Below are 17,969 nucleotides of genomic sequence, written 5' to 3' on the forward strand. Positions count from 1 at the left end.
TACAGATTGCCTGTGAAATCGGATGGAGGTGCCCCAAGTTGAGTTACCAAAAGTATGGCATTCGGCCTGAACTGGTCGGCCGCGTTAAGATGAAGATGAAGCATCCGGCTGCCAAGGAGCGCGTGAAGGCGCTGCTGCAGGGATTGACCAAAGCGGATCTTCAGGATAAGGCTAAGGTAAAGCGGCTGATCCGTTCAGTTGCGGCTGTTCTTAACGAGCCGTTGAGCGAGACACAGCAGGAGCAGATGGCAGCTTTCGTACTCGGTCAGAAGATTGATCCGAATAATACATTTCATCTCCTAAAGCTGTGGAGCATGTTTCGCTGAATAGAACCGCATGTTCTCATGACATTAAAGCCGCTTGACGGCCATCCGGTAGGGTGCCGCTCAAGCGGCTTTTGTGTGCCACGAATAATACGGATATGCATGGACGGGTTCGTCTCTCAAAGCGGTTCAATACAGGATGGGTCATCCTGGCGCACGCTGCCGACTATCGGGCTGACCGGGTAGGCTTCCAGCCGATCCGCGGGATAGGGCTTGAACAGATGCTGCAGGGCTTCAGGACGCTGAATCTGCCGATCCAGCCAAAGAGATTCATCCTCTTGGTGCAGGATAACAGGCATCCGGTCATGGATTGGTGCCATCAGCTCATTCGGCTCCGTAGTCAGAATGGTACAGCTGCTCACTCTGCGGCCATCCGGAGCGGTCCAGGACTCATACAGGCCGGCCATGCTGAACAGGCCGCCGCCTGCTTTGACAATCCTCATCGGCTGCTTGGCGCGGGCAAGCCGCTGCCATTCGTAGAAGCCGTCTGCCGGTATCAGGCAGCGCTTCTGACGGAGCGCATGTCTGAAGGCGGGCTTCACAGCGGCTGTTTCGGCGCGGGCGTTAAGCATGCGGCTTCCAATTTTTTCATCTTCTGCCCAAGGGGGGATCAGTCCCCATTTTAGTCCGCCCAGACGATTGCGTTCACCGTCATGAATGATAGCGGGAATGAGCTGACCGGGCGCGATGTTATATCTCGGCTCGTAGCGAGGAAAGCGACTTTCTTCAATTAAATAGTGGGCCATCAGCTCCTCGAGTGTCACGGTTATCGTATACCTGCCGCACATCGTTGTTCCCCCTCTGCCAAAATAAAATTTGCCCGTATAAGGACAAAGAGTTCTATAGGTTAAGTATACGGTTCCGAAAGGCCTTAAACCAGAGGTGCGTGCTGCCAGCCGGCTGCTTCACCCCCCGGTACGTTTAAGAATAGGCTGAAGGTAGATACTGGTTATAGAAGCTTAAGGCAGGCTGACAGCTGCAGTGCTGGAAGGGAGGACCTATACTTGTGAACGGATTCAATAAGCGAAATAATAGACAGCGGATACGTTCCAGCTGGATGGATCGGCTGACAGGCTGGCCGCAGGCGGTTGGCCGTTATGTGCTTGGAAAATGGAAAGGCATGTCCGCCTCTCATGCGATGACCAAGGCTGCTGAGCCTCTTAAGCTGGACAGAACAGCGGTGAAGGAATTGGAAGCTTATTGGAAACAGATGACTCTGCCTGGTCAGGCATCCCCGTCCGCCTGGCTGGAAGCTGCTGCTCCGCTCGGCACCCCCGCAGCAGAGGAAGCGGGTTACGGCTCTTCTGCCTCTCTGGGGTACCCGCCGGACCTGCCGGGTGACGCCTATGACGCGATCATTCACCGGATTCGTGAGGAGACTGAGCGTCACAACCGGAACAATGTCACTCGGACGGAAGCATACCGGGCGGTGTATTTGCGCTGCCCTGAGCTTCACTGGGCCATGCTGGCTCACATGGTTTCCCGCAATGGCGGCTGGAATATGACGGATCTGCAAGGGGAATGGCTTCCCCGGCTGCTGGGACTGGATAAGCGTGAACCGACATTCCAGTTTCTGGAGCGGGCCAACTGGCTGATCTTCGGAGATGCTTATCCGCAGCTCCTGCTGTATGAGGCAAGCCAGCGGTACGGACGGGATTTGTCGCGACTGCTTCCGGCCTTCGGGGTCTCCCGCTTTATGCAGCCGGTCTGGGCCCAGTTCTGGCGCCGCAGGGATCCGGTGCCGCTGACGGTTTCTCTTATCGTGAACGAGCAGCATGTAATTGAGAAAAGGGTTGTGCAGCATCCCTATTATCAGAAGAAGGTCCTTGGCACGCTGTTCTTCGGCATGCAGTCGCTGCTTCAGCTGAACCAGGTGGTCTTTCCTTACCATCTTGATCCTGCAGCTTATCTGGAAAAGCAGAACGGGCGCCAGGCGGGTTCGGATTTGCGGCTCGCTGGACTTGTATTGGAAAGCTTCGGCAGCTTGAAGGAGAGGATCGAGTTTGGCAAACGGCTGTACGCCATGCTGTTTGGTATTCCAGAGGTGCGAGAGGGCGTACACCGGTTTGCGCGGCAGATCAGACATACTGGCTCCCGATCGGATTACGCGCCTCACCTGTTCGCTCCACTGCGTCATGGCCCCCCGCAGCGCCCTTACCGGGAACGCCTGTCCGGCCTCAGGCTTCGCCCGCAGGCTGAGCCGCTGTACAGCCCAAGGCTTACGGATGCCTGGCCGGATTGTACCGCTGACCCGGCAGAGCCGGGAGACTGGTTCACTGCCTCTGCTGCGGAAGCGGTAACCGCTCACTTGGGGGAGCTTCGTATGCCGCTCAGCTTTGAAATGACGAATGAATACGGCTTTGGTCTAAGCAAGGTCGAGATGGCTGTATTGACAGCTCAGGAAATTGGAGTGGCGCGCTCCCGGCTTTAGCCGGCAGCGGGATGCCCGGGGACATGCATCTAGGCTCAGGGCCGTACCACTCTAGGTAGACTCTTTCACATCAATTTCCACATCATCCTCCGGACCATCGTCTGTACGTACTTCGAGAATGTCCGCAACGGGAATCCAGGTGTCGCCAAGCCGCACTCTTTGGCGCAGGGGATCCACCCCTGTAACGGTTCCGCTGAGCTGCCGCTCCCCGTATTCTTCGTAAAGCGTGGCGTGCAGCGTCTGTCCGCCTGTGTAGGCGGTGCTGATCTGCTCAGCGATAGCCTCCATATGCTGCTCATCGAGCTCCGGGCGTCGCTTCTTCTTCTTGCCTGCTTTCCGGTCGAGCAGCGAATCACGATGCTCGAACAGCATCATGCGGGAGGATTCCCAAAGACCGTTGCCTGTCAGTTTCTTCATTTGTAATGTCCTCCGATCTTGGCGTTCAAAAATTTCAGCTGGCTGGACTGCTTCAGGGACGAGCCATAGAATACGGCCGCCGGTCCGAAGGCATCCTGGAGTTCATCCATAACCGATTCGAGCTGCATGATTCTCTCCCGGTCACCGAAGAGGGAGAGTTGGTGAACTGAATCATCCTGCAGCTGGTCGAGCGACAGCCAGATTTTCCGTACGGGCTGACGGTCCCAGTGCCGGTCGAACAGCTGCCGGGCGGCGGCATAGACTTCGCGGGTAATGTTGGTTGGCTCCGCGACCTTGATCTGGCGGGAGAAGCCGCCCGGCTGGTCAAAATCCGCTCCCTGTGCGCCGGCATGCACGACGCTGCCCATGTACCCCTTGGCTCTGGCACGCCGGCAGATGAGCATGGCAAGCTCCCCAAGGATGACATCAATGTCTTCCGGCTTGCGGTAGTCGACAGGCAGCGTCGTCTGCCGCCCAATTCCCTTCTGCCTGCTGAAGGCGTCCGGCGTAACCGGTGAATCGTCATAGCCGTTCGCCGTACGCCACAGCACCTCGCTCCATATATCGCAGTTCTTCTTCATATACCGCTTCATCCGCTGTTTGAGCTCGGGGAGCGGTGTCCGGGCAAGCTGGCCAATGGTGGTGATGCCGATCCGGGCCAGATGGTTCGTTGTGCGGCTGCCGACGCCGAACATCTTGTGGGGAGAGCACTGCCAGAGCTCATCCAGATTAGCGGCTGTCAGCTCATATATCCCTGTGTCATTCTTCTTCGCAAAATTATCGCAGGCCATCTTCGCCAAAATCTTGTTATGGCTAATGCCCACCCTTATGTAAATGCCCGTTTCATGAAAAATCCGCATCTGAATATGTGCCGCCAGCTCGGTAGCTGAGCAGCCAAAATGCTTGAGGCTGGCGGTGACGTCCATGAACTGCTCATCGATGCTGAACGGTTCGACCAGCTCGGAATAAGATTCGAGAATCGATGTAATCTGCAGGGATACCTGGATATACGTCTGCATCCGCGGCTTCATGACGATCAGGCCGGGGCACTTGCGCTGTGCTTCCCCGAGCGCCTCGCCGGTCACAATGCCGGCTGATTTGGCGAGCGGACATCCGGCAAGTATAATGCCGCTCCTGCGGGAAGGGTCTCCCGAGACGACGAGCGGCTTGCCGCGGTAAGCCGGATTGGCGGCTTTTTCGACCGAAGCATAGAAGGATTGGCAGTCCGCCAGGAAAATAATCCGCTTGCCCTTTGCACCCATGCTAATCCCACCTCCTTAATCACCGCTGATCTGAAAATGCGCCGCCAGCGCCACCTCGATTTCGGCCTTCACAATCTCCCAGATTAAATCCATCTTATGCTCATAGCCGCGGCACAGGTAGCGGGCCCGCAGACAGGCCGTCCGCCGTTCCTCGTGAATAACCTTCATCCCGCGGCGAGCAAGCTCCTTCCGAAGGGCGATCTGCCGCATCAGGACGGTCTTCTGAACCGCCTGCAGGCTGCGGATATAGAAGTGGGGCAGTTTCAGGCGCAGTGTATCCATCGTCTGGATATCCCGCTCGAGCACATCGAACATGACGGGAAGGAGGATATATTCCTTAATGAGCTGTATTTCTTCTTCAGTTTGCAGGGGAGACGAGGACATGCTGACCAACCTCCAGCCGGGCATCGGTTTCGTTCTTATTATATAACGAACATCTGTTCCCTATGCAACCGGAAAAACCTGTATGACATGTAAGCTGATTCATTCTAAGGAAGAGAGGCTCTAGCAATCTATGAGATAACGGCCTTTTCTACTAAAATCAGGCGGATACCGGGGGGCCCGTCCAATCCCTGAACAAACCTGTCTCATAAGATACATTATCAAACCAAAAGGAGATGAATGTTCAATGGCAAATCGTTTTCTTGATGCTCAGATGAGCCAGGCCCGCAGCTTCCCGACAGCAACCGTTACGCCTGTTCCAGCTGCCGGACTTACAGTAGCGACACTTGGATTAAATCTGACGGGGGCAGGCAGCAACACCCAGGTACACTTTGATTTCACAGCAGGCTTCGATGTTACAATCGGAATCGTGGGCCTGACGGCTACTGTCTACAGAGATGGCGTTCCAATCTACCAAGCTATCGAAAACTTTGACGTTGGCGTGAACCAGCTTCTGTCGTTCTCAGGCGCAGATTATCTGCCTCCCGCAGCCTTCCATCTCTACCGCGTTGAATTAACAGTCAGCGGTCCGGGAGCAGTGGGTCTTATTGGTCCGGTCAGCTTCACGGCAGCCGGATACTCGGACTAACTTTCGGTCCGGCAAGGCCCTTGACAGGGTCTTGCCCTTCCTACATAGCGGACATGACATTTTGGGCCGGCTAAGGGTTCAACCGTCGTGCCCCTGCAAGAGCGAGGCTAATATAGTGTACTACTGGTAACAGGACCGCATGGCGGTGAGAAAGGACGTGAGGTATGAACATTCTGCTCTGCACGTTTTGGGCTGTGCCCCATGTGGGCGGAGTATGGAACTACATGCAGCAGCTAAGACGGGAGCTGGAAGCAAGGGGACATACGGTGGATATGCTGGGCCATGGTCCAGGCAACAGCAAGATCCATAACGTGACGCGAAATCAGGAGATACAGAAATCAGTCCTGCTGCCGCTGCTGGAGAAGAAGCTTGACAGCGCGCATTATCCGCAGCTTCAGGACCCTGTCATCCGCTTCTACGAGCTGGAGCGCTACTGCTTCGAGCTGGGGGCGGCCTGCATAGGCGTTGAGGGCTACGATATCATTCATGCGCAGGATGTAGTTGCGGCCCGGGCGATCCGCAGGATCAAGCCGGATGCGCCTCTGGTAGCTCATGTGCATGGTTCGGTGGCGGTAGAGTATATGCTGCATTTTCAGCTGAATCCGCAGCTGGGCGTGACGGAAAACTCGCCGGCCTGGAAATACTTTGAGTCGCTTGAGCATCACGGAGCAGCTTCGGGTAAAAGAACCGTGACGGCGAACCAGTGGCAAAAGCGGCTTCTCGTACACCAGTTCGGTGTGCCTGAGGAGCGCATTGACGTGTTTCCCTATGGTCTCGACACCCGGACATTCCGCCGCAAGGCCTCTCTTGGCACGCCATACCGCAGGCCACCGGGCAAGAAGGTAATCATCTGTCCAGCGCGGCTTGTGTTTGTAAAAGGCGTTGATGTCCTGCTGGCCGCGCTTGGAATCCTGAAGCAGACACGAAATGACTGGGTATGCTGGATTGTCGGAGACGGTGACCAGCGGCAGGAACTGGAGCGGATGAAGGCGAAGCTTGCTCTGCATGAGGAGGTCTTGTTCCTTGGACAGCGAGACGATGTGCCTGCACTGCTGCAGCATTCGGACATCTTCGTCCATTCCTGTATTCAGGATAACCAGCCATTCTCCGTCATGGAGGCTCAGGTCTCAGGTGTTCCCACACTGTTATCGACAGCAGGCGGATTACCGGAGATGGTAGAGCCCGGCAGGACTGGTCTTGTGAGCCCGGCAGGCGATTCCCGGATGCTGGCCAAGCAGCTTGCTGTGCTGCTGGAGAATGATGACTACCGGAAGCAGCTTGGGCGTAATGCGAAGCAGTGGGCGGAATCGCATTGGTCCCTGGACCGGATGATGGAGCGGCTGCTGACTGTATATGACAATGTGCGACACGGACGATAGGGGGTAAACGGATGCAGCAAGGAGCTTTTATGGTGATGGGGGATCTGTACAACCGGATTTTTGCTGTCCAGACCAGTACACCCGGGCAGCTTGTGGATTATGTATACTGGAATCAGATTTTCGCAAACCTGCCGAAGGGATATACGGTGCCGGATATGCCGGTCCTTTCCCTGAAGCAGACTGCGAAGCGTGCGACCATATAGTGAACCCAAACAGAGGGCTTGCCGATAGGGGCGCCCTCTGTTTGGGTTCTGACGGTTGAATGCCTCACCCCGACGTAACCAGGATGCCGCTTAGCAGCTCTGTCCAATAGCGGCTGTTGCCCGTCAGAATGTCGCTGGAGTTCGGAAGCTGGACGGCTGTAACATGGCGCAGCGGCCAGTTAAGCGGTGTGATGCCTTCGACAGGAGCATGGTTGACGAGCAGCACGCGGAAATCTCCTCTTACAAGATTTGCGAGCACTTTCTCTAGCTCTCCTGCCTCCTCGTACGTGCCCTCTGTCCGGATAAACAACATGCGCCGGCTCGACGAGCACTTGGCAAGAAAGCGTGACACCCGGCGGTCGTATTTAGCCTTGATCTCCGGATAAGCGGCAAAGTGCGGAGGGAAATTGTTATGCGTAAAAAAGTCATGATTGGAATAGACGTTGTACTCGGTTTCCTTCACCAGGTAGAGCTTGTCGCTGGCCTGGCCGGCGAGCACGAGATGAGGATAATCCATAAAGCGGGCAAAGCGGTTGGCAAGGAGCCGGTTTACATCAGACAAGCTTGGCGATGACATCCAGTCGAGCGGACCCGCGAATGGACGCAGCCCATTTTTCTCCAGCTGAATACCTGCGATGCACAGGTGTCCGAGGCTGAATACAGCGTCATACGTACCTTTCAATGGTTTCAGCTGCATAGATTGTTCTCTCCTTTCCTTCCTGTTTGCAAGCGGAATAGTCCTGCTTTATATAATGATGGCGGCGGCCGGCTTGCATGGACAGATGGGGCCTGCCTGGCGGATATGGGTGACTGGACCTGACGGTATGCCCTTTCGGCCCGCGCGGACGAAGCATACGATGTAGGAGAATGCAAGCGGGAGGAGAGACAGCATGTCCGTATTTCGTCTGGAGGCCGCACCGAATACCAAGGTGGACTCCCGTTATATTGAGAGTGTGGACTTGACCATTACCAATATAGGGAGCGAATCGTTTGAAATGCTGATCCACGGCTATAAGCCGGAGGGGGTATTCCATGTGGGGCTCATTCATGTGCCGGTTGGCGCGGCTATAAGCATTCCGGGGCTGGTGACGCAGTACTCGCCTTTCAGCCTGCTCCTGGTGTCGAATTACCATACCTTTCATACCACAGGCATCGCGGCGCATGTCAAGGATCAAGGGGCTGTTGTAGCCGTGTTCACACAGGATGACTTTACGAGGATGCACTAGCTTCGTACAGGAGTGGCACGCGACCACACGGGCAAGGGAGGGAACGAGGAACGATGAAAGTACTGTTCGTTTATTACGTGCCGAGCGGCGGGGTTGATACGCTAAACAGGCAGCGCTGCCGGCTGCTGCGGCAGTTTGGCGTCCATGCGGAATGCCTTTACTACGGGTGGGGTGCAGGCCTGCAGAACGCGGCTGATTTTCCGGTTCATGTAACCAGGAATGATATCGCGATCAAGCACATTTTGGATTCTGGGAACTACGAGGCCATTGTGGTTACAACCGATCATATAAGCCTGCAAAGGCTGCGGGTGCTCGGCTTCGGCGGTAAGCTCATACTTGAAATTCAGGGATACGGCCCGAAGGAGGTGGCCCGGCAGCAGCTGACTGCCGCAATGCCTGTCATCAATGCCCATGCCTCCGCACTTCTTAACCCGCAGACGCCGCATATCAGTGCACTGTTCAAGGAGCTGTATCCGCATATTCCGAAATTCCAGTTTAACAATTGTTTTGATGCCGCCCAGTTCACCTACCGTCCAGGCCCGAAGGCGGAAGCGCCGGTTATCGCTTGGCTGGGCAGAATCGAAGATAACAAGAATTGGCGGGAGTTTCTGCATATTGGCCACCAGCTGAGCGCTGTGTACAGCAATCTGCAGCTCTGGATGTTTGAAGACCCGAACCTGGCGATTCCGGCCGAGAAGGAACAGTTTGTCCGGCTGGTCGATACGCTGGGGCTAAAGCAGAGGCTGACCGTCCGTTCGAATGTGCCGCATGCGGAGATGCAGCAGTACTTCTCGATGGTGGGCGATTCGGGCGGGTTTTTGTGCTCAACATCCAAGGTAGAGGGAGCGCCGTATGCGGTGCTTGAAGCGATGAGCTGCCGCTGTCCGGTCCTTTCCACCAATTCCGACGGGGTCTCTACCTCCATCTACCATAACCAGACGGGCAAGTTTTATAAGCTTGGCGACATCGCGCATGCAGTCTGGGAAGCGCGTGAACTGATGGAGAATCCGCTGCTGCGGGAGCAGATACGGGCAGGAGCCCAGCAGCATGTCAGACAGCATTTTGATTCTATGGCATACGGAAGGCATTTTCTTGGTATGCTGCAAACCATTTAACCATATGAAGGGCAGTGTTGCTTGTGATTCAGCGTTATCATAAGGTGGAGGCGCCGGCGGGGAGCTTCCCGGTGTTTGATATAGGCAGGTCAGAAGTTGTGCTGACATCGGTTTCGCTGTTCCCGGTGAATCCGGGAGAGCAGATTATGCTGCGCATGGAGATCGGCTGGGAAAGGCCGGTGCAATGGGATACCGGGGAGCTGGAGGTTGCCGTACGGCACGGCTCGAAGGTTGGGCCAGTCGTTTATTGGACGACGGAAAATTGCTTCCAAGAGGCGAAAACATCGGATTCCTTCACGGTAAAGGCCAGCGGATTTGCTGAGCATTTCTACCTCACGGTACGGTCGGCTGAAGGCCGGGCGCGGATTAAAGGACCTTTCCAGCTGGAGGGAAAGGTCGGGATTGCAGGAAGGAGCACAAAAGAGCAGCCTTGATTGCTGGCCCGGAGGCAGTGATCAAGGCTGCTTCTTGTTAGCGGAGCTTGGCGTTCAGCCGGGCACGGTAGGTCTCCTCAACCCCCTGCGGGAAGGAATATGCGGGGCTCCAGCCGAGACTGGCGGCTGCTTGGTCCGCAGATAAGCAGCTGTGGCGTATATCACCGGCTTTAGCCGGGCGGTACTTCACGCTGACGCCCGCAGGATGCAGGCGGTCCAGCAGCCGGATCAGCGTATTGACTGTGGTCGGCTGTCCGGTGCTGGCATGCAGCGTTTCACCGTCTCCCTGTGATGCGGCGGCCAGGTTGGCCTGAACGATATCGGCAACGTAGATGAAATCACGGGTCTGCTCGCCGTCCCCGTTCACACCAAGCGGATCGCCTGCGGCTATCCGGTCCATGAAGACGGCAACCACTCCGCCTTCCCCTTTGGCTGTCTGGCGGGGACCGAATACATTGCCGTAACGGAGAATGGTGTACGGAACGCCAAACAGGCGGGCGTACAGGCGGATATAGTGCTCGGCCGTCAGCTTCGACAGCCCATAGAAGGAGATTGGCCTGGCCGGATCATCCTCGGTAAGGATATCCTTTGCAAGATCGCCGTATACAGCGGAGGTGGAGGCGAAGACGAGCTTGCAGCCGCCGGCCAAGCGGCAGGCTTCCAGCATGTTAATGGTGCCCTGGACGTTAACCGAGAGATCAAGACCGGGGTTCTGGATGGAGCGCTGCACATCAGCCTGTGCGGCCAGATGGTAAATAACGTCGGGCTTGATGGCTGCCGCTGTACGGCAGGCCTCCGGACTGCATACGTCCAGCTGATGCAGACGCGCCCTCGGGTTCGCCCGCAGCCAGTCACCGGATGATAAATCGTCGATTATATGAACTTCCGTTCCGGCGGCAAGCAGGGCATCGGTCAGATGAGAGCCGATAAAGCCTGCGCCGCCGGTTACGATGGCTCTGCCTGGCATTTTCATGATGGTTGAAAGCTCCCTTCCTGGTTCTGCTTTATCGTACGCGGCGTGCCGCTGCCACGCGTGAGCGTAAGTCCAGGGGGCAGGAAATATCAGCGGCATGTGGATTTTTTCGAATGGTTTGTTATAATAGGGCATGACAACAACTGAATGCAGCAACCAGGGGAGCTGGGCAGGCCGGCTGAGAGGGTATCCCGAGAGAGCATGACTATGATACCGACCCTTATACCTGATCTGGGTAATGCCAGCGTAGGAAAGATGGCGGTACAGCCGCCGCAGGGCTTCCGCATGCGAAGAAGGCTTTCGCGGCCGCAGTCTCCTGAATGAATACGTGAACACGGCGTCTCCCGGATCGGGGGGGCGTCTTTTTTTGCGCAGGAGTTGTTGAAGACAAGCTTATAAAGACAGAGAGGGGAAACAACATGCTGAACGGAAAGAAGCTTAAGGGAATGAAATGGGGTCTTGCGCTGACGGCGTTAATGCTGCTGCTAACAAGCTGCGGCGGCGGCAGCGGCGGGAATTCGGACAGAGGTAATGCGGGCGGAGAGAATACAGGCTCTGGGAATGCGCAGCAGGAGGAAGCGGACAAGCCTCTGACCAAGGTGCGTGTCGTGCTGGACTGGACGCCGAATACGAATCATACAGGCCTGTATGTGGCGCGTGACAAGGGATTCTTCCGCAATCACGGCCTTGATGTAGAGATTGTTCAGCCGGGTGAAGGCGGAGCCGAGCAGATGGTTGCTACAGGCAGCGCGGAATTCGGCGTAAGCTATCAGGAGCAGCTGACGATGGCACGCACCAACGGGGTGCCGGTCGTGTCGGTTGCGGCCGTCATTCAGCACAATACGTCTGGCTTTGCTTCGCCGGAAGCGTTGAATATCAAGTCGCCGAAGGATTTTGAAGGCAAAACCTATGGCGGATGGGGAGCGCCGGTGGAGGAGGCCGTAATTGATTCCCTGATGCAGCAGGAGGGCGCCGATGTGTCGAAGGTCGAGATCGTCAGCGTAGGCGACGCGGACTTCTTCACAGCAATTGAGCGGGACATCGATTTTCAGTGGATCTATTACGGCTGGACAGGCGTTGAAGCCGAGCTGCGCGGCGAGAAGCTGAACATGGTCTACCTGACCGATTACAGCGACAAGCTGGATTATTATACGCCGGTGCTGGCAACGAGCGAGCAGCTTATTGCCGACAACCCGGACCTTGTGCGTGCATTCGTGGCAGGTGCCTCGGAAGGCTACCTCCACGCCATTCAGAATCCGGAGGAAGCAGCTGACATTCTGATTGCCGCAGAGCCGGATCTGAACGCCGAGCTGGTTCGCGCCAGCCAGAAGTGGCTGAGCCCGAAATACCAGGATGATGCCGCGCGCTGGGGCGAGCAGAAGCTGGAGGTATGGCAGGGCTACGCCGAATGGATGACCGAGCACGGCGTGCTGGAGGGTGAATTTAATCCGGAGCAGGCATTTACGAACGAGTTCCTGCCTGAATAAGGGGCGTGCTGCGCCGTGTACCGGCGTGTAAGAAGATGGAAGAGGGAGAGATGGGGCAATGGCAAATGCACTGCTTAGTATACAGATTATTCCGCGAACGCCTGGCGGCGAGGATGTTATTCCCTACGTAGACCGGGCGATTGATATCATCAAGGCGTCCGGCCTGCCGTATCGCGTTAGCCCGCTGGAGACTACCATTGAAGGCGAAATGGACGTGCTGCTGATGCTTGTGAAGGATATGAATGAAGCAATGGGAGAAATGGGCTGTCCGTCGGTCATTTCCCAGGTCAAGCTGTACTACAATCCGAAGGATGGCGCTTCGATGGGCCGCCTGCTGGAGAAGTACCCTGATGGGCAGTAAGCTTCGCAGAGGATGGCCGCCGCTGGCGGTCATCCTCCTTTTCCTTCTTGCCTGGCAGGGCGTGGTCATGTACGGCGGCATCAAGCCTTATCTTCTGCCTTCGCCCATTCAGGTTATTCAGGAAGCGCTGTCGGACAAGGTATGGCCGCGTCTTGTGGAGCACACGCTGGCGACGGCACAGCGGACGCTGCTCGGGCTGTTTTTGGGCACGGCGGCGGGGATTGTGCTCTCGATGCTGCTGCATCTGCTCCCTGGTGCGCGCAGGGGGCTGTCCCCGATGCTGATTCTGTCACAAAATATTCCGATAATCGTGCTTGGACCGCTGCTGATGATCTGGCTCGGCTTCGGCGAGCTTCCGAAAATCGTCCTCATTGTTCTTGTATGCTTCTTTCCTATAACGGTGGCGATGATGACCGGCCTGCGTCAAAGTGATCCGAGGCTAGCCAACTATCTGGCGATGATCGGGGCGGGGAGATGGACGATGTTCCGGCGCCTGGAGCTGCCAGGGGCGGTGCCTTACCTGTTCTCCGGCATGAAAATAGCGGCCGCCTACAGTGTAACATCCGCGATAGTAGCCGAATGGCTTGGGGCGAAGAGCGGCCTTGGCTACTTCATCAAGCTGTCGGCAAGCGGCTTCTTCACAGCGCGGGTGCTCGCGGCAACCGGCATTATTGTGCTGTTCAGCTTGCTGCTGTATGGGCTTGTGGCTGCGGCCGAGCGCTGGTTTGTCAGGTGGAAGCCGCAGGGAGAAGGAGGGGGGCTGCAGCCATGACAGAGCATGCGCTGGACATACGCAATATAAGCAAGCAGTTTGGCGGCATCCCGGTTCTGGACAATGTGTCTATCACGGTGTCCGAAGGCGAGTTTGTCGCGCTGCTCGGTCCCTCGGGCAGCGGGAAGAGCACGCTGTTTCAGATGATTGGCGGCATGATGAGGCCGGAGGCGGGAAATATCATGATCTCGGGCAGGCAGGTGACCGGAGAACGCGGACATATCGCGTATATGCCGCAGCAGGCGTCACTGCTGCCATGGCGCACGGTAGCCGCCAACGTGGAGCTGGCGCTGGAGATTGGCGGAGTTCCCAAGGCAGCGGCACGGAAGGAGACCAGGCAGTGGCTGGCCCGCGTGGGCCTCGGTGAATATGCGGATGCTTATCCGCATGTGCTCTCGGGCGGGATGCAGCAGCGGGTTTCGTTCATCCGCGCGCTGCTCAGCCCGCAGCGGCTGATGTGTCTTGACGAGCCGTTCGGCGCCCTCGATGCGCTGACCCGGATGCAGATGCAGCAGTGGCTGCTGTCGATTTGGGAAGAGAACCGCCGCTCAGTGCTGCTCGTTACCCACAGTATAGAGGAGGCGCTGCTGCTGTCTGACCGGATCGTGGTGCTGTCAGCCAAGCCTGCTTCCGTGCTGGAGCAGATTCCGGTGCCATTTGACAGGCCGCGTGATGAGCGGCTGTGGAGTACGCCGTTGTTTAACGAAATGAAGGAGCAGATCTATGAGCTTCTTAAGCCCGCGAACGGAGCGGGAGGGGCGGGTCAAGCTTGATGCCGACAGGAGAATGTAATGGCGAAGGGGGAGTGCACAGTGGCAGCAGGGCGGATGAATGCCGGCTTTGCATGGATTGATGCGCACATTCATTTGGACGCATACGGGGATGAGGAGCGGGACGGGCTGCTGCAGCATGCTGCGGCAGCCGGCTTAGAGGCAGTCGTAGCGGTATCTATGAATCCGGAGTCTTGCAGGATAACGCGGCAGCTGGCGCTCGCAAATCCCGGACAGGTCATGCCGGCTTATGGTTATCATCCGGAGCAGGCGGTCCCGGATGAAGAGCAGATAGAACGCCTTACAGGGTGGATTCGGAGGCTTCACCAGGCGGGGGAGCCGTTTGCGATCGGGGAGGTCGGCCTTCCTTATTACAGACGGACAGAAGCGGAAGCGGCGGGGGGAATTTTCGACGAAGGGCCTTATTTGCAGCTGCTTGAACGGTTCATCAGCCTTGCGGCCGAGCTGGACCGGCCTGTTGTGCTGCATGCCGTCTATGAGGATGCGGCGAAAGCCTGCGACCTGCTGGAACGCTACGGAATCAGAAAGGCGCATTTTCATTGGTTCAAGGGCCCTGCTGAAACTGTCGAGAGGATGGCCGCGGCGGGGTACTATGTGTCCATCACGCCCGATGTCCGCTACGAAGCTGAAATTCAGGAGCTGGTGCGGCATTACCCGCTGACGCAGCTGATGGTCGAGACAGACGGGCCGTGGCCGTTTGAAGGACAGTATGCGGGGCGCCGGACGTCGCCGGCTATGGCAGCCGATGTGGTCGCCGAAATTGCGGCGCTGAAGGGTCAGCCGCTTCCCGAAACGGCCGCGCTGCTGCTGCAGGGCACGAAGGCATTTTACGGAATCGGATGACAGTTATTCGGACGGCGGCCTATCCGTACAGGGATAACAGCTGCCGTCCATCTGTCCCGGCTATTTCAGGAACAGGCGGAACAGGTAGGCTCCAAGGGACAGCACGACACTGATAATAATGCAGGTAACGATCGGAAAGTAAAACTTCATATTTTCCTTATCGATGGCAATGTCACCCGGCAGTCTGCCCAGAGGAATATACTTGCCGACGAGCATCCAGAGTAGCCCCGCAGCAAAGAGAATGGCTCCGAGAATCATTAACAGCTTAGGCACCTGATTCATGATGATCATCCTCTCCTTTTTGTACTAAGGATAGCCGAAACAGCATGGCAATGCCAAGCCTGGCTGAAGAGGCTCGTTATTTATGGAACAGTGGTATGGCCGGAAGCAAGCAGTACAGTACAATGCATGACGTTGACACACTTCATCGATAATGATAATCTTTATCAATTAAAGAGTGATCGGGATCTCTATCGAGCGGGGTGTGCATATGAAAGCATTGGAGCGGCAGGTCTGTCAGGTTGACTGTACAGGGCAGGGTGCTGCTTGAATATGCCAAGCAGGTCATGAACCTTTTGGAAGAAGCTGCCTTTCAAGTGCGAAAATTAGGGGAAAACGGTGACAGGCTGGCCTAATGCGTGATAAACTTATAAACAGGAAACGACATTAATTACCAGAGATGAGGTATAGATGATAATGAAGAAACAGGGCTATCTCTTCGTCGGCATTTTGGTTGGGGCAGCACTCAGCTTCAGTCTTAGCGCGTTTGGCGCCGAAACAAGTTTTGTCGGCAAGAAGATCCAGGGAGAGAAGGATCTGGTCATCCAATATGAGCCATCTGGCAAGGTCCTCATTGTAGACGGCAGAAGCTATGCGCCGGTTCGAATGGTTGGAGAGTCCGCAGGCTATGATGTAGCCTATACAGGCAAGCAGGTTATTATGGTCAAGCCGGGAGCTGACCCGACGCAATCGTCGACAGAAGAATAGCGGCGCCGCTTGGTTAAGCAGGCCATTATAGATACTCTTAAGCAAATACAGCCGGGTCTCCCGGGGTGCGTAAGTCCATCAAGCGGATTTCGCTCTCCGGGAGTTTTTTTGTCATGTTCCTCTACAACAGTATGGCACGGCAGCGGCCGCCCACTCCGCTTAGCCCGCAGAGTCATAAGCTGAGCAGAGAGGAGGAATGCAGAAATGGCGAAATACCGGTTAATTGTGGATCTGTCTGACCGCAAGCTCTATCTGCTGGAGGGGGACCAGGTAGAGCGTCAATATCCTGTAGGCATCGGCAGGACAGCCATGGAGACCCCGCAAGGGGAGTTTACGATTGTTAATAAACAGGAAAATCCCGGGGGGCCGTTCGGTGCTTTCTGGATGGGATTGTCCAAGCCCCACTACGGCATACACGGTACCAATGATCCTTCATCTATTGGAAAAGAAGTGTCCCATGGCTGTATCCGGATGCATAACGGAGACGTACTGGAGCTGTCGAAGCTGGTACCGGTAGGTACGGCGGTAACAATCCGGCCTTAAAAGAGAAGTTCAGTGACAAAAAAATCGGGACCCCTTTCGGGGTCCCTTTCATGGGAGAGGAGAAACCGGACGAAGAGCTTATGGGGAAACGTAAGTCTTCTCCGCGGTTGTCTACGGCATCTCTCGACGCCGATAATGTAAGGATGGCCAAAGACGGCAGTTATTATACATATTGTCCTAAAATTAAATAAAAAGCTGCCGGATAAGGCATGATTAAGACCTGTATAAGGCCTGTTATGTCAGGCGGTTGCACGGCGTGCAAAATATGGTACGATAGCTAGTACAGCTAGCAGAGGCAAGGGGGTATTGGTTGTGAGAGTAATTGCGGGCGAAGCCAGAGGACGCAGCTTGAAGGCAGTCCCCGGCAGCCATACACGTCCGACCACAGATAAAGTTAAGGAAGCAATGTTCAGTATGATCGGGCCATTCTTCGAAGGAGGAACGGCGCTGGATCTGTTTGCGGGCACAGGAGGGCTGGGCATTGAAGCGCTTAGCCGCGGCATGGAGCTCGCAATCTTCGTGGACAGCGACAGGCGGAGCGTGGAGATTATAAAGTCCAATTTAGAAGCAGCGCGTATGAAAGAGCACGCGGAGGTATATTGCAACTCGGCTGATCGGGCCATCCGGACCTTGGAGAAGCGGGATATCCGGTTTAATCTTGTGTTTCTTGATCCGCCATACCGGATGAAGAATGCGGACGAGCTTATGCTGGAGCTGGCTGCCCGCGGTCTGCTTGCCGAGGATGCGACGCTGGTTGTCGAGCATGAATCAGGACATCGTTATCCCGAAACGTTCGGAGATTTCCAGCAGCGCAGATTAGCTCTGTACGGCGAAACAGCAGTGGCTATATATCATTACGGGCCGATTGGCGAGAGAGGCGGCATGGCAGATGATGGAGAATGAATGTCCCCAGAGGATTGCGGTTTACCCTGGCAGCTTTGACCCGGTCACATTAGGGCATCTGGATATTATACAGCGTGCGTCCAAGCAGTTTGACCGGTTGATTGTGGCTGTACTTAATAATACAAGCAAGAACCCGCTGTTTTCAGTGGAAGAGCGTAAGACGCTGCTTGCCCAGGTTACACGGAGTATGCCAAATGTGGAAATCGACAGCTTCCGCGATTTGCTGGTCCGTTACATGCAGAGCAGGCAGGCTAATGTCATTATCAGGGGAATACGGTCGGTGTCGGATTTTGAATATGAGCTCCAGCTTGCTTCCACTAACCATCAGCTGGACAGCGAGATTGAGACGATTTTTATGATGACCAATCCCAAATTTTCTTACCTTAGCTCAAGCATCGTCAAGGAAATCGCCAGGTTCCAGGGCAATGTGCATGACTTGGTGCCGGCAGAGGTGGAGGCGGCACTGCTGGATAAGTACCGGGTATAGAA

The 17,969-nt window shown here is 56.0% G+C and carries 24 protein-coding genes and 1 riboswitch; of the genes, 17 read left to right on the top strand and 7 right to left on the bottom strand.

Features of this window, described 5'->3' with window-relative positions; translation table 11 throughout:
* Positions 1–38 precede the first annotated feature (38 nt).
* Positions 39–326, top strand: coding sequence for a stage VI sporulation protein F (locus L1N82_RS01360; protein ID WP_235285550.1), 288 nt, complete (start codon positions 39–41; stop codon positions 324–326).
* A 116-nt stretch (positions 327–442) separates the two neighbouring features.
* Here L1N82_RS01360 and L1N82_RS01365 read toward each other — a convergent pair whose 3' ends face one another.
* On the bottom strand, positions 443–1,111 hold the full coding sequence (locus tag L1N82_RS01365; protein WP_235285551.1) for an SOS response-associated peptidase: 669 nt from the start codon (positions 1,109–1,111) through the stop codon (positions 443–445).
* Between the two features lie 218 nt (positions 1,112–1,329).
* Between L1N82_RS01365 and L1N82_RS01370 the strand changes: the two genes are divergently transcribed.
* A complete protein-coding gene (locus L1N82_RS01370) occupies positions 1,330–2,754 on the top strand; it encodes a DUF2515 domain-containing protein (protein ID WP_235285552.1) in 1,425 nt (474 codons plus the stop codon).
* Between the two features lie 51 nt (positions 2,755–2,805).
* On the opposite strand, the gene L1N82_RS01375 is transcribed toward L1N82_RS01370, so the two are convergent.
* Genes L1N82_RS01375 through L1N82_RS01385 form a run of 3 tightly spaced genes read right to left on the bottom strand, consistent with a single transcriptional unit; the run spans position 2,806 to position 4,817 of the window.
* Positions 2,806–3,171 (bottom strand): YolD-like family protein, encoded by a 366-nt coding sequence (locus tag L1N82_RS01375; protein WP_235285553.1) that lies wholly within the window; start codon positions 3,169–3,171, stop codon positions 2,806–2,808.
* A complete protein-coding gene (locus L1N82_RS01380; protein WP_235285554.1) occupies positions 3,168–4,433 on the bottom strand; it encodes a DNA polymerase IV in 1,266 nt (421 codons plus the stop codon). The genes L1N82_RS01375 and L1N82_RS01380 overlap by 4 nt, the downstream gene beginning before the upstream one ends.
* A 15-nt stretch (positions 4,434–4,448) precedes the next feature.
* A complete protein-coding gene (locus L1N82_RS01385) occupies positions 4,449–4,817 on the bottom strand; it encodes a hypothetical protein (RefSeq protein WP_235285555.1) in 369 nt (122 codons plus the stop codon).
* A gap of 244 nt (positions 4,818–5,061) precedes the next feature.
* On the opposite strand from L1N82_RS01385, the gene L1N82_RS01390 reads away from it, so the two are divergent.
* The 3 genes from L1N82_RS01390 (at position 5,062) to L1N82_RS01400 (ending at position 7,045) form a co-directional block, all read left to right on the top strand.
* Positions 5,062–5,463 (top strand): hypothetical protein, encoded by a 402-nt coding sequence (locus tag L1N82_RS01390; RefSeq protein ID WP_235285556.1) that lies wholly within the window; start codon positions 5,062–5,064, stop codon positions 5,461–5,463.
* A 164-nt stretch (positions 5,464–5,627) separates the two neighbouring features.
* Entirely contained in the window at positions 5,628–6,842 is a 1,215-nt protein-coding gene (locus L1N82_RS01395; RefSeq protein WP_235285557.1) for a glycosyltransferase family 4 protein, read from the top strand.
* An 11-nt stretch (positions 6,843–6,853) separates the two neighbouring features.
* Positions 6,854–7,045, top strand: coding sequence for a hypothetical protein (locus L1N82_RS01400; RefSeq protein ID WP_235285558.1), 192 nt, complete (start codon positions 6,854–6,856; stop codon positions 7,043–7,045).
* Between the two features lie 64 nt (positions 7,046–7,109).
* On the opposite strand, the gene L1N82_RS01405 is transcribed toward L1N82_RS01400, so the two are convergent.
* Positions 7,110–7,742, bottom strand: coding sequence for a DUF1796 family putative cysteine peptidase (locus tag L1N82_RS01405; protein WP_235285559.1), 633 nt, complete (start codon positions 7,740–7,742; stop codon positions 7,110–7,112).
* 193 nt (positions 7,743–7,935) lie between these two features.
* Here L1N82_RS01405 and L1N82_RS01410 point away from each other — a divergent pair, with 193 nt between their 5' ends.
* From L1N82_RS01410 to L1N82_RS01420, 3 genes are read left to right on the top strand one after another with little or no spacing between them, the layout of a single operon-like run.
* Positions 7,936–8,271 carry a hypothetical protein gene (locus tag L1N82_RS01410; RefSeq protein ID WP_235285560.1) on the top strand — a complete coding sequence of 112 codons (336 nt, stop codon included), beginning with the start codon at positions 7,936–7,938 and terminating at the stop codon, positions 8,269–8,271.
* 53 nt (positions 8,272–8,324) lie between these two features.
* Complete coding sequence (locus L1N82_RS01415) at positions 8,325–9,386, top strand: glycosyltransferase family 4 protein (protein ID WP_235285561.1); 1,062 nt, start codon at positions 8,325–8,327, stop codon at positions 9,384–9,386.
* Positions 9,387–9,409: 23 nt separating this feature from the next.
* Positions 9,410–9,820, top strand: coding sequence for a hypothetical protein (locus L1N82_RS01420; RefSeq protein ID WP_235285562.1), 411 nt, complete (start codon positions 9,410–9,412; stop codon positions 9,818–9,820).
* Positions 9,821–9,857: 37 nt separating this feature from the next.
* Here L1N82_RS01420 and L1N82_RS01425 read toward each other — a convergent pair whose 3' ends face one another.
* Entirely contained in the window at positions 9,858–10,793 is a 936-nt protein-coding gene (locus tag L1N82_RS01425; RefSeq protein ID WP_235285563.1) for an NAD-dependent epimerase/dehydratase family protein, read from the bottom strand.
* A 148-nt stretch (positions 10,794–10,941) separates the two neighbouring features.
* Positions 10,942–11,063, top strand: a riboswitch (TPP riboswitch).
* Between the two features lie 149 nt (positions 11,064–11,212).
* Between L1N82_RS01425 and L1N82_RS01430 the strand changes: the two genes are divergently transcribed.
* Genes L1N82_RS01430 through L1N82_RS01450 form a run of 5 tightly spaced genes read left to right on the top strand, consistent with a single transcriptional unit; the run spans position 11,213 to position 15,047 of the window.
* Positions 11,213–12,280 (top strand): ABC transporter substrate-binding protein, encoded by a 1,068-nt coding sequence (locus L1N82_RS01430; protein ID WP_407946664.1) that lies wholly within the window; start codon positions 11,213–11,215, stop codon positions 12,278–12,280.
* A 58-nt stretch (positions 12,281–12,338) separates the two neighbouring features.
* On the top strand, positions 12,339–12,641 hold the full coding sequence (locus L1N82_RS01435; protein WP_235285564.1) for a thiamine-binding protein: 303 nt from the start codon (positions 12,339–12,341) through the stop codon (positions 12,639–12,641).
* Positions 12,631–13,413 (top strand): ABC transporter permease, encoded by a 783-nt coding sequence (locus tag L1N82_RS01440; protein WP_235285565.1) that lies wholly within the window; start codon positions 12,631–12,633, stop codon positions 13,411–13,413. Before L1N82_RS01435 ends, L1N82_RS01440 begins: the two co-directional genes overlap by 11 nt.
* The gene (locus tag L1N82_RS01445; RefSeq protein WP_235285566.1) at positions 13,410–14,186 is read left to right on the top strand and encodes an ABC transporter ATP-binding protein; all 777 of its coding nucleotides are present in this window, start codon (positions 13,410–13,412) and stop codon (positions 14,184–14,186) included. Before L1N82_RS01440 ends, L1N82_RS01445 begins: the two co-directional genes overlap by 4 nt.
* Positions 14,187–14,204: 18 nt before the next feature.
* Entirely contained in the window at positions 14,205–15,047 is an 843-nt protein-coding gene (locus L1N82_RS01450; RefSeq protein ID WP_235285567.1) for a TatD family hydrolase, read from the top strand.
* A gap of 60 nt (positions 15,048–15,107) precedes the next feature.
* On the opposite strand, the gene L1N82_RS01455 is transcribed toward L1N82_RS01450, so the two are convergent.
* The gene (locus L1N82_RS01455; RefSeq protein ID WP_235285568.1) at positions 15,108–15,329 is read right to left on the bottom strand and encodes a DUF2905 domain-containing protein; all 222 of its coding nucleotides are present in this window, start codon (positions 15,327–15,329) and stop codon (positions 15,108–15,110) included.
* 408 nt (positions 15,330–15,737) lie between these two features.
* On the opposite strand from L1N82_RS01455, the gene L1N82_RS01460 reads away from it, so the two are divergent.
* From L1N82_RS01460 to coaD, 4 genes are all read left to right on the top strand, one after another.
* On the top strand, positions 15,738–16,034 hold the full coding sequence (locus L1N82_RS01460; RefSeq protein WP_235285569.1) for a hypothetical protein: 297 nt from the start codon (positions 15,738–15,740) through the stop codon (positions 16,032–16,034).
* 204 nt (positions 16,035–16,238) lie between these two features.
* On the top strand, positions 16,239–16,577 hold the full coding sequence (locus L1N82_RS01465; RefSeq protein WP_235285570.1) for a L,D-transpeptidase: 339 nt from the start codon (positions 16,239–16,241) through the stop codon (positions 16,575–16,577).
* 312 nt (positions 16,578–16,889) lie between these two features.
* Positions 16,890–17,480: a 16S rRNA (guanine(966)-N(2))-methyltransferase RsmD gene (rsmD, locus tag L1N82_RS01470; RefSeq protein ID WP_235285571.1), complete on the top strand. Its 591-nt coding sequence runs from the start codon at positions 16,890–16,892 to the stop codon at positions 17,478–17,480.
* Complete coding sequence (gene coaD / locus L1N82_RS01475; RefSeq protein WP_235285572.1) at positions 17,467–17,967, top strand: pantetheine-phosphate adenylyltransferase; 501 nt, start codon at positions 17,467–17,469, stop codon at positions 17,965–17,967. Before rsmD ends, coaD begins: the two co-directional genes overlap by 14 nt.
* Positions 17,968–17,969 lie beyond the last annotated feature (2 nt).

The sequence above is a fragment of the Paenibacillus tarimensis genome (assembly GCF_021532315.1).
Lineage (GTDB): Bacteria > Bacillota > Bacilli > Paenibacillales > Paenibacillaceae > Paenibacillus_I > Paenibacillus_I tarimensis.